Source organism: Umbribacter vaginalis (assembly GCA_001552935.1).
Taxonomy (GTDB): Bacteria; Actinomycetota; Coriobacteriia; order Coriobacteriales; family Eggerthellaceae; genus Berryella; species Berryella vaginalis.
In genome coordinates this window covers 1-10,009 of sequence record KQ959674.1, presented here as the reverse complement: position 1 = coordinate 10,009, position 10,009 = coordinate 1, and the positions used below count along the sequence as shown (strand labels likewise).

General features: G+C 37.4%; 9 protein-coding genes and 1 tRNA gene. 2 read left to right on the top strand and 8 right to left on the bottom strand.

The window, feature by feature from the left end:
• Nucleotides 1-33 precede the first annotated feature (33 nt).
• Together HMPREF3190_RS00550 and HMPREF3190_RS00545 are read right to left on the bottom strand one after the other, a co-directional pair.
• Entirely contained in the window at nucleotides 34-474 is a 441-nt protein-coding gene (locus HMPREF3190_RS00550) for a zinc ribbon domain-containing protein (RefSeq protein ID WP_066779197.1), read from the bottom strand.
• Between the two features lie 446 nt (nucleotides 475-920).
• Nucleotides 921-1,523, bottom strand: coding sequence for a DUF4097 family beta strand repeat-containing protein (locus tag HMPREF3190_RS00545; RefSeq protein WP_066779194.1), 603 nt, complete (start codon nucleotides 1,521-1,523; stop codon nucleotides 921-923).
• A 797-nt stretch (nucleotides 1,524-2,320) separates the two neighbouring features.
• Between HMPREF3190_RS00545 and HMPREF3190_RS07190 the strand changes: the two genes are divergently transcribed.
• Entirely contained in the window at nucleotides 2,321-2,488 is a 168-nt protein-coding gene (locus HMPREF3190_RS07190; RefSeq protein WP_082715029.1) for a type II toxin-antitoxin system RelB/DinJ family antitoxin, read from the top strand.
• A gap of 253 nt (nucleotides 2,489-2,741) precedes the next feature.
• Here HMPREF3190_RS07190 and HMPREF3190_RS00540 read toward each other — a convergent pair whose 3' ends face one another.
• From HMPREF3190_RS00540 to HMPREF3190_RS00520, 5 genes are all read right to left on the bottom strand, one after another.
• On the bottom strand, nucleotides 2,742-4,463 hold the full coding sequence (locus HMPREF3190_RS00540; RefSeq protein ID WP_066779191.1) for a DUF2326 domain-containing protein: 1,722 nt from the start codon (nucleotides 4,461-4,463) through the stop codon (nucleotides 2,742-2,744).
• Nucleotides 4,454-4,681 carry an ABC-three component system middle component 6 gene (locus HMPREF3190_RS07500; protein ID WP_036747199.1) on the bottom strand — a complete coding sequence of 76 codons (228 nt, stop codon included), beginning with the start codon at nucleotides 4,679-4,681 and terminating at the stop codon, nucleotides 4,454-4,456. The genes HMPREF3190_RS00540 and HMPREF3190_RS07500 overlap by 10 nt, the downstream gene beginning before the upstream one ends.
• The gene (locus HMPREF3190_RS00530) at nucleotides 4,665-5,642 is read right to left on the bottom strand and encodes an ABC-three component system protein (protein WP_066779188.1); all 978 of its coding nucleotides are present in this window, start codon (nucleotides 5,640-5,642) and stop codon (nucleotides 4,665-4,667) included. Before HMPREF3190_RS00530 ends, HMPREF3190_RS07500 begins: the two co-directional genes overlap by 17 nt.
• A 25-nt stretch (nucleotides 5,643-5,667) precedes the next feature.
• Complete coding sequence (locus HMPREF3190_RS00525; RefSeq protein ID WP_066779186.1) at nucleotides 5,668-5,874, bottom strand: helix-turn-helix domain-containing protein; 207 nt, start codon at nucleotides 5,872-5,874, stop codon at nucleotides 5,668-5,670.
• A gap of 564 nt (nucleotides 5,875-6,438) precedes the next feature.
• Entirely contained in the window at nucleotides 6,439-7,977 is a 1,539-nt protein-coding gene (locus HMPREF3190_RS00520; protein WP_066779184.1) for a class I SAM-dependent RNA methyltransferase, read from the bottom strand.
• 260 nt (nucleotides 7,978-8,237) lie between these two features.
• Between HMPREF3190_RS00520 and HMPREF3190_RS00515 the strand changes: the two genes are divergently transcribed.
• A tRNA-Arg gene (locus HMPREF3190_RS00515) sits at nucleotides 8,238-8,313 on the top strand.
• 294 nt (nucleotides 8,314-8,607) lie between these two features.
• On the opposite strand, the gene HMPREF3190_RS00510 is transcribed toward HMPREF3190_RS00515, so the two are convergent.
• Nucleotides 8,608-10,009: cell wall-binding repeat-containing protein (locus HMPREF3190_RS00510; RefSeq protein ID WP_449675900.1), on the bottom strand; the 1,402-nt coding region annotated here is incomplete at its 5' end.

Genomic DNA, 10,009 nt, shown 5'->3' with positions numbered 1-10,009 from the left:
AGGGACGTTGTCGGACGTATCGTTGCTGGAAGCTCAGCTTTTGTTATCAGCACAAGGCGTTGCACAATACGGACACACCTTCCACGATACATCAAGCGGTTTTGCGCACTGAGTGCACACGTGCTTTAACGGTGCAGCGCAATACGGACAAACAATAAACGTATCATTGATTGGTTGCGAACACTGCGGACACGATCCATACTGCATAAGCTGGCGTTTCTGTAATTCATATGCTAGGTCTTGCACTTGCGAATCTTCTACATAAAAACTAGGACGTAACAAACAATACGCAATTACACCCAGAAGAGGAATAAGTGCCACGAGCGTCCAGGGAATCCAATAGCAACCACGAGCATAGGCATCGCGCGCAACCCACACAACTGAAAGCGCATACAAGCAAACGAAAAAAATAATGGTGCTTACTGCGAAAAACTGCACTTGAGGCGTCCAAATTTGCGCAATGAGCTCACTCATATACTCCCCTTTTCAACGATCACAGGCGCACACAAAGCGCGGCGCACTCTTACCTGCAACAGGCACATTATAAAACTGCAACACTCACATTAACTGCAACGCTCATGTTAACTGCAGCACTCACATTAACTGCAACGCTCATATTATAATATAAACTAAGCTTTATCCTTTGACCTTGTTACATTCAAGGTTATTGAGAATTATCGCTGACAGTTGATAGCGTAAGTATGAAGCACAAAGGCAACATATCGTCTAAAATAGCAACAAAATTTTCGAGCAAACTCAATTGTGAAATCAAGCAATCAACCCAGCTATGAGGCGTAAATACACCAAAAAGATGTTGCTACTGCACGTAGTTGCTGCACGTCGTTGCTGCGTATTGTTACCGCACGCCGCTAGTGCACGTTATATGGTATGCTGCTACCTCGCGTTGCTACGTCACGTTATTACTGCACGACAGCTTTTCCATTCATACAATGTACGATGTAGTGAGCTCGTCCGTCTGCTTTATACCCAAAATTAGCTTTATGCTTTTCGGAAACTTCAATACTGCCATTCTCGCACCCCACTTCAACACACGCATCTGGTGTAATTGCTCCCTCTAAAACACTCGTGCCATTGAGCGTATCAAGTGTGCATGCATTTGTTGCCTCTACGTTTGCAGCTACAGCAGAGCCATTAAGGCACTTCAAGAAAATATCATTTGCCTTAACGTTTCTTGCTTCTACTTTACCGTTATGAACCTCTGCATACATCGCGTCTACTTGGATGTCAGTAATCAAAACCTGATTCGATTCAGCTTCAATCTCGCAAACATCAACATGCTCTGGTAGCGAAACAATAACTTCAGGAGCGCCTTTACTAAGCCAGCTTAACCAGTGAAACGATGGTACTTCTTCTGTTTGAACAAGCTTTATGCCATTTTGATTTTCTTCAATTTGGAATATATCTTTTTTGCAATTACTATAGCTGATATTGAAAGAATCGGCTCTCTTTACCGTTAGGCTAATATCTTTTGTATGTGCGGTAAACTTCCTACGCTGTGTCATACAAACACCTTTCGTGTGGATGATAAATTACTTACTTTAATTATAAGAATATCAAAAGATTGGTTTTTTACAATAAGCTTAAACAAGAAGAGACTTTACCCGCCTTACAAGCTGAGCACAAGTGAGAACACTTTTAATGTCTCCAACAATATTCCCTCATAAACGAAGCACTCATCTGTAAATTTTCGCCTTCGTAATACTCAACAAGTCACTTCTTAAACTCAGGAACTTTATTTTCTGGAATAACCAACAAGCCCCTACCATGCGAAATCAAACAGTGTAGGGAACTGTTTTATAATTTTTACACTGTTTTGTTCCCCAAAACATAAGCAAATAGAGCGCACAAGCATTCGACAGTAAAATGGCAAAATTACATCTAGAATTTCGGGAAGTAAGCTTAAAGCTACTTCGCATTAAACCTTTTAACGATAGCCCTCGCTAAGCCTTGCTACACAAGGGCAAATTTGCACCCACCTAATCAGCCTTTGACATCAATGCCATGAGCGCGTGTGCCGTGGGTGGGCGTTTTGCGATGCGTTTTGGGTTCGTGTGGGTGCGTGTGGGTGCGTGTGGTGAAGAATCGTTACCGATTCTGTATGGATGGAGGGAACTCCTAGTACGTCAGTTCTTTTTCGAGTGCACACTATGGATAGTGGGTGCACTTTTTAACGATAGAAGCGAGCTATCGTTAAAAAGTTTGAGATGGATTATCTCAGTGAAATAAATATATTGCTTTCGCTCGCTTTCAATTGCTTGCTATCATTTGTAAAATGCAGGCAGAAAGGAGTGTGAATATCATGGCAAATACCAATGTTGTATATGCGCGAATCGATACCACACTTAAAGAAAATACTGAAAGCATCTTGAATCAGCTGGGAATAACTCCCTCTTCAGCAATCCAAATGCTGTATTTAAAAAAGGATGTAACGAATCCTTACACCCTTTCTAAAATTATTCTTTATTAACTCAATATTCTAATTTGGTAGATATCTATAGTAATATGTGTTTACGGTTTTACATACTTCAACTTCTATCCTACTTATTTATTTCCAACTACACTGTTTGCTTAATCCTCTAATCTTTTGCTCACATAAAATATTCTGTGCTGTATTTTGGTATAAGTTCTATATGGTATATACAATTCCTACCTTGTATCAAGTATTACATACATATTTTCTACAATATAAAAGAGTAAGGGATTCTTACTCTTTTATACTACTATTTAATTTTAAATAATTTATCAGTTTGTGATAATTCCACAATAATATTCGCTTTACTCAATAGGTCTGCAGGTAACTTATCTTTCAATATTGAAATTACTAATTGAATGTCTTTTTTTATAACAAAATCCGAAACTTTCACCAATTGATTATCATGCATCAATTCTTTTTTATCATTTAATAAAAAATGCAAAGAGGATATTCCTTCCTCATCTGCAAACATTATATATGCCAAATCAAAACATAGAATTTCTCCTTGTTTTTTGCCTGAACTCATATTTGAGTTAAATGTGCTAAACTTATATACTGGCTTGTTTGTCTTTTTATTATTAATAATCTCATATGTCAGAGCATATTTTTCTCCATATAACTCATATGATACCGAAGAAAAATATCTATTAAATTTCGTTATTTGCTTCTTAAGTTTTTCTTGAAAATCAGAAGAATATAAATATTGGTCAATGTTTTTAAGTTCATTCTCTGTTGTTTCGAGAATTGAATCTACCTCGTTTATTTGTGAAATTGTATTTTCATACTCACCTTTTAATCTATATTTTTCATTTATTTCAGAAATAATATTTTCCAAATCTTTAAAAGAATCACTCTTGGAAATTTTTATAGATAATATTTTTTCATCTCTTAACAATTCTTTTAAAGTTCTCTTCTCATTTATAATTCTATCATTTAATACAGGTAATTCTTTTGTTATAAATGAAACCTTCTCCACTATCATTTTATTGTGATATACGACTAAATCTTCAAATGTTTTATGCAAATTAGGGATATATTCTTTTGATTTAATATACAACAATCTTAATTGATCTAAATCAATTTTAGACACATCTTTTTCCATCTCATTTTTTGCTTCAATGATCATGTCTCTTCTTATTTCTAGTTTAGTAATAAGTGAACTTAACCTATTTATTTTATATTTTATTTCATTTAGTTTATTTAAATCCTCTTCAAAATTTTCATTTATATTTAATAAAGATTTTTTGTTATTTAACTCAACTATTTCATCTTCAATTATAGATAATGCAACCTCATATGAATTTTTCTTTTGTTTTTTTTCAAGCCTTTCTTTATATGCATTTTCCTGTTTTATATTATTAGTAAGTGCTTGTTTTTTGGCTCCACTATCAAATCCACATCCTAAAAGATATAAATATAGAGTTTCATATTCAACATCAGTAGTATAAGAATTTAATGTTTTTAATGTCTTATTAATACTATTGTCCTTATATCTAATATTATGAGATATAATTTGCCTAAAAGAAGGTTTTTCATTTTTATGTTCTGGAAATATTTTTGCTAATAGTTCGTTTTCAAAATCTTTTTTCAATATTGATTTACCATTTATTTTCCTTATAGCATTTTTCCCTGATAAAAAATTTCGCTCGATAACTAATCGTTCTTTTTCTTGCATGTTAAATCCATTTATAAGGGTTAATGTTACTAACACTTCCTGATTTATTAAAAAACTTTTAACCTCTTCATATACTTTATTTTTATTTTCTTCATCTGTGTAAATATCCTTACCTTCTCCTCCCAGGCAAAAATAAATTAATTTTAAAACTGTTGTTTTACCTACATTATTCCCTGTTGATTTTAAGTCATCTGTTAAAGGGGTGTCATCAATTATTAAATTCATACCTGTATGAAATTTCATCTCTCGAATTGTTTCATATTTAGTAGAAATTTTCAGTTTTTCTATAAACATTTTCTTACTACCCCCTTCTCACTTATTTGAGCTAATTGTATTAAATATAACCAGTCAAGACTCAATACGAACACGGAAAATGACATGTTATTTGACTTTTTTACATTATAGTATAATTCTAAAAGCATTTGTTCTGTTTTCTTTTCAAGCTCTGTTAAAATAACATAACCATTATAATAAATACTAAGTTCAGGATGAATATTATCTGGTAATAACATGGTTATATCCCTCCGGATTATTAAATATTTTACATCTAATAAAAGCATCTACAACCAGTATATCCGTACACAATTGTAGTTCTTCCATCGGTATTTCTATATAATTACTACTTCCAATTATAACTTTTATAACACAATTAATTATTTCATAAAAAATATCTGTAGGAGTATAATTTAATCTATTTAATTCTATATACTGCCTTCTAATTTCCTGTAATACAGAAAAACTTTTATTTTTACCTTCTCTATCAAACTCACTGTATATTTCATCAAGCCTGTGATAAAAAATTTTATACTCATCAATTATGTCTTTAGCATATTCTAAATCATTAAATAAAATTTTATCCTCTATAGCAAAAGAGTTAATTTCTGGAGAACCAGCATTAATATCAAGTGTCTCCTCTGCTAAAATGTTAATAACTTTGGCTAAATTTGACTCAATTTTAACGCAATCAACATCCTGCCCTAACTCATCTTTTATTAAATTATATAAACACCTTTGCTTAGAAACTGTTTGATTTAAAGTTTTTTTAAGAAGTAACCCAACATCCCATATATCTTGTTTTGGATTAAATTGCATACTATATGGATTCTGAAAAATTTTATTTTTTAAAGAAGAAGGTGCATTTTTAGAAATAGACATAAACTTGTATTTATAACCTTTATATTTAGCATATACATTTTTGCTTAGAGAATTTTCAATTTTTGTTTTTGTACAGGTTGAAGAAACTTGCACAACAACTTTATTTTTATGATCTATTAAATCTATACCATCTATATTTTGGTATGAGAAATTTAAATTTTCTAATTCTAAACCAAAAATAATATTACACAAATTGGCGAAAAAATTTTCAGAATGGATATTAAGCTCCAAAAGGTTTAGTTTACTTTTCACTTCTATTCTATATGCTAGCGTATTTAATTTTTCTTCTATGTAATTAAAATAATTTGTCCTATTCACTTAATACCATCCTATTTCTTACTATTTATTCCTTAAATAATAAATATGGTTCTATCTCTAAAGTATCTGCTATTTTTTGTACATTATCCAACGCAATGCTTCTTTTTTTACACTCTAATGCACTTATATATGTTCTATGCAATCCGGATTTTTCAGCAAAAGCTTCTTGTGATAAACCCATTTCATTTCGATATTTTTTAACGTTTTTAGAAAAAACTTCTATGATATCCATTATGCACCACCTCTATTCTTTTAATATTTTATCATTGTTGAATACAATTAGTCAACATACAATAAGTAACATGTTCTTACATAAGCAATCAAATTTTAAAATACTATGGTTCCTAATTTTCTCTTCAATCTATTGTTTCTTAATTTCTATATAGTTACATAATCAAGAAAATTATATAATTTAAATCTATAATGCTTAAATAATTTCATTAGCCTTTTTTATTAAATTATTTTAATACAATTCTGATAGTTCTTATTTATCAAGTCTTTTTTCATCATTAAATATAAACATAAAGTCCTGATCCAACCTTGGGTATTCAAATTGCAAAAAGAGCGGCCTTTTTAAGCTACTCTTGTAGAAAGTATAAAATGGGTTTTATCTTATTATATTTTTCTTTGTGTCTCCTTATACCAGTTGCAAAACTACTCTTACGTCCATGTAATGTTTTTGAGTCTTTTTGACGTATCCTTCTTCGTCTTTTTCAAATACAAAATGCTTATAAAACTGCTTAAAATGCAGGATTTCTAAATTTACATCTTTTGTATCAACGCTATAGCTTCGACATTATGCCTTAGACATTAGGCAAACACACTCAACGCGAAAGGTTTGAGGGAACATATCAACAGGCTGGACGCGTTCAAGCTGCATGCCGCAATCTTGCAAGCGCGCAATGTCACGTGCGAGCGTTGCAGGATCGCAACTCACATACACCATGCGCTGGGCGCCACTTTTAACAATGTCAGCAGGAACGCTTGCTGCCAACCCAGCGCGCGGTGGGTCAACCACGAGCGCATCAAGTGCCGCATGTGCACGTGCCGCTCCAGCGACATGAGCAGTACGGGCTGCACCAGCGACATGAGCGGTACGGGCTGCGCCAACCGTACGTAACACACCAGCTGTTTCCATGCCACTATTCGCATTATTCGCGCTATTCGCATTATTCACACTATTCGCACTACTATCAGCATTATCAGCACCACTGCACGCTCCAGCATAAGCACTGCCATCAGCACCAAGCGCTGCCAGCTCACGGGCAGCATCGCCGCCGCACACATCCACATCAACGCAGTTCTCAAGCGCGTTTCGGCGCAAGTCACGCACCGATGTGCCCACACTCTCCACCGCAAACACCTGCGCACCTGCAGCCGCCAGCGGAATGCTAAACGTTCCACCACCAGCATATAAATCGGCAACACGTGCTCCATCAATATCTCCCAATGCATCCAATACCTGCTGAACCAAACAACCTGCCTGATGCGTATTCACTTGAAAAAATGCGGGAGCTTGCGTGTAAAAATCAAAGGTTTCACCTGCGCAAATAAGCTGCTCGTGCCAATACCCTTTCCCTGCAAGAACCTCAATGCCCTTAATGGCGCGCGGCGTTTGCGGATTCGATAACACACGAACAATGCTTGAACAATGCAGAGAATCATTCAGCGCTTTTGCAACAAAATTACGCGGAAACGGGCCGGGCTTGCACCAAAGCGCCACCTCAAAGCTACGCGTGCGCCTGCTATAGCGCATTGATATACGATGCATACCGTAATCGGTTTTGCCAAGCGAAAAGCGCAGCACACCTTGCAGAGCGCGAGCAGCTTTCTGTAACGGAGGCTCAACCAAAAGCGACGTTGGATTCTCTACCACTTCACCTGTTTGAGGGTTTGTATACCCCACAGAAATACCATGCGTGCGGTCAAAATGCACAGCTAGCTCTATTTTGTTGCGATATTCCCAAACGCGTTTTGAAGGAAGTGTTTCGCGCACTACACTTTTAGCTTTATCGGGAGAAAGCTTACCAATACGCTCCAACTGAGCAATAATATTGCTCCGTTTTAATGCACATTGCTGCTCGTAAGCAATGTGCTGCCAGGAAGCCGATCCGCACAGCTTGTCATACTGGCTTGTAGTGGCAACGCGATACATGGATGGCTGCACAATCCTCTCAATGCGCGCACGCGCAAACGATGGTTTTTCGCATGTGATAGAACACGCCACCACATCACCTGGCACACCACCCTCAACAAACACAGTTTTTCCGCTGCTCATGCGTCCAATAGCTTCAGAACCGTAACTCATTGCGCTCAGCTGGATAATTTCGCTCATGTACTACCTTTCAAACATTGTTGTTAACGCTTAATGTATCACATTCTTTAAAACTCAGGGCTCTCGACGTAGATCACAGGTTGAAGCAGCGTTCTTATACGTCATGAAGATTCGCTGACGAACAGCTTCCATAGCTGCACAAGTGTTATCAGGCATAATGCTGTATCCAAGTATGAATATTTCTTGCACAATGAAATTACTCAGCGACATGCAATGTTTAGAGTAAGCGATGTCGTATAATCAAGCTACCCTTGGAACATGCCCTCGTAGCTCAGGGGATAGAGCGTCTGCCTCCGGAGCAGAAAGCCACAGGTTCGAATCCTGCCGAGGGCACCACACGTTTACACGGTGTGTGCGAACGCACGTGCTATCCCGCATTTACCTTTCTCTGTGCTACGTATTTACGCTTCTCCGTACTGCATTTATGCTGCTCCGTATTGCATCTTGGATCCTCTGCACAGCATTTACTCTTCTCCGCACAGCATTTACGCTGCTCCGTTTATACGCAAAAAAATATGTGCTGCACGTTTCTCAACATACAGCACATATCATTTTAATTATGGAGCGCCTTACTGGCTCCAACGCTATATATGGCGTTTTACTGGCTTCACCACTACAACCATCAATACACTAATTATCCCTACGCAAAGGAGGCTGCGTTTGACCAGCAGTGCCTTGCGGTTGCGTTGGCGTTGACGTGCCCTCTGGAGCGGCAGATGCATTGTCATTTTGATACGCTTCCTTAAACTCACTTGTCAAAGCCTGTGTAACGCCCATTCCAACAACACTGGTACCTCCAAATATCTGCAAATCTTCAATTTGCTTTGCATGTGTACCAACAAAGTCTTTAAATGCGCTGAATGCTTGCTTAGTCATGCTGTCGTCTGCAAGAACCATCACACCACCCGCTTTACCAGTAAGTGCTGCGCCACACAAAGCATCGGTAAATCCGTAGCCGGTAGAAATACCAATCGTTAGAGGCTCTTTGCTATCTTGTGTTGCCCATTTTGCAAACGCGAGCGATGTATCGTATTGAGTTTCACCCCATACACGTTCTACAGAAACGCCCAGTGAACGCACCAGATCTTCCACCTCAGCAGAAATGACTGATGTACCACCAACCAACACAATGTGCTTAAATCCCTTTGCGCGAATAGCATCGAGCGTTGAATAGTCAATGTCTCCATTCATATTCGTAAGGAAAATAGGCGCATGTTTAGCGTATGAATACGACGATACTGACATTGAATCGCCATAACCCCAGCTGGTTGTAATAAAGCACGTATCAGATACTGTTTCTGTGTTCAACGCAATCTTTGTTGCTGTATCGCTTGCTTCACTACCAGCATAGCGCACTACGCGCATGCCCAATTGGTGCAGCTGCTGTTCAACCTGCTTGCTAATAACGTGCGTACCACCACAAATATACACGGTCTTAGCCTGTAAGCGCTTTAACTGCGCAACCGTTTGTTCGGGAAGCGAATCAAAGTCCGAAAGCATAATCGGTGCATTCAAAGAGCCAGCAAGAGCATTTGCGCTGAGAGCATCCCAATAACCATATTGGGTAGCCAGAACTACATTTTCAGCAGATGGAAATGCCTGTTCCACAATTTTTGCCATAGTGTCGAGCGCTGTTTTGCCAGCATAACGCGACTGCTCTACAAACATAGCAGGGTTGGTGCGCTTAAGGATTTCACGCGGTGATTCTTTAGCAGGTGGTTCTGGAGCTGGGGGCTCAATAGGCGTAACTACCTTTTTCGTAACAACTTTGTTTGCTTCAAGTACAACAGGTTTAAAGCCAGCACGCGTAATCGTTACCTTACCTGTTGTTTTTTCAACAGCGATTTCTTCATCGGTAAGGTTAAGAGTTGTGTTTTTATCCTTGATGGCTTTTTTAACTGCTGCAACATCGGTATCACTTAAATTTGTGAGGTTTGCAACTTCAGTGAGTTCAGGATCAGCAACAGTAAGGGTTTTCAGCTCAGAAACTACTTTTTTCTTGGTAAGTTTAGAAGCATCAAGATCTACCTTT

Excerpts from the sequence above, each read along its gene's own strand:
- HMPREF3190_RS07500 (WP_036747199.1), bottom strand. The coding sequence starts at position 4,681 with ATGTTATTACCAGATAATATTCATCCTGAACTTAGTATTTATTATAAT.
- HMPREF3190_RS00540 (WP_066779191.1), bottom strand. The coding sequence starts at position 4,463 with ATGTTTATAGAAAAACTGAAAATTTCTACTAAATATGAAACAATTCGA.
- HMPREF3190_RS00525 (WP_066779186.1), bottom strand. The coding sequence starts at position 5,874 with ATGGATATCATAGAAGTTTTTTCTAAAAACGTTAAAAAATATCGAAAT.
- HMPREF3190_RS00545 (WP_066779194.1), bottom strand. The coding sequence starts at position 1,523 with ATGACACAGCGTAGGAAGTTTACCGCACATACAAAAGATATTAGCCTA.
- HMPREF3190_RS00520 (WP_066779184.1), bottom strand. The coding sequence starts at position 7,977 with ATGAGCGAAATTATCCAGCTGAGCGCAATGAGTTACGGTTCTGAAGCT.
- HMPREF3190_RS00550 (WP_066779197.1), bottom strand. The coding sequence starts at position 474 with ATGAGTGAGCTCATTGCGCAAATTTGGACGCCTCAAGTGCAGTTTTTC.
- HMPREF3190_RS07190 (WP_082715029.1), top strand. The coding sequence starts at position 2,321 with ATGGCAAATACCAATGTTGTATATGCGCGAATCGATACCACACTTAAA.